Annotated in this window: 1 protein-coding gene; it reads right to left on the bottom strand. The window is 63.1% G+C overall.

Annotated features, from left to right (window positions below):
* On the bottom strand, positions 1 to 434 hold a 434-nt coding region (locus tag AC1DYK_RS35875), incomplete at both ends, for a hypothetical protein (RefSeq protein WP_478170598.1).

Raw genomic sequence — 434 nt, 5'->3', positions numbered from 1 at the left:
CTTCCAGGCTGCGCGACAGCGTGTCGGGTTTCTGGTTCCGCGGACCACGCAGAACCATGGTCTCCGCTTCACTGAGATCGACTTGCTGCTTCTGCGGTTCACTGCCAGAAGCCACCGGGGCCTTGTATCCATACCGTGTGGCCGTCGCCATGTCCACCACCCCGTATATACGGGAATTCGGCGCCGACTTCGTGGCTTCGGGCGGCTCGGGAGCTCGGTACTTGAACCCAAATTCAGCCATGCACTGGGTTACCAGGATGTTCTGGGCACGCTTCAGGGTCACCTCCTCCTCATAGGTCGCCGCGTATCCGTCGAGCGGGTACGCAATTCCTGCCGTCTGCAGCAGGGCGGGAGTGGAGGTGACCTTGGGTTCACCGCCGGCCTCGCCGGATCCTGCCGTGGACGAACAGGCGGTGAGCCCTAGAGCCACCGGA

The sequence above is a fragment of the Variovorax sp. P2_H12 genome (assembly GCF_056403395.1).
This window is presented reverse-complemented; position numbering and strand designations above follow the sequence as displayed.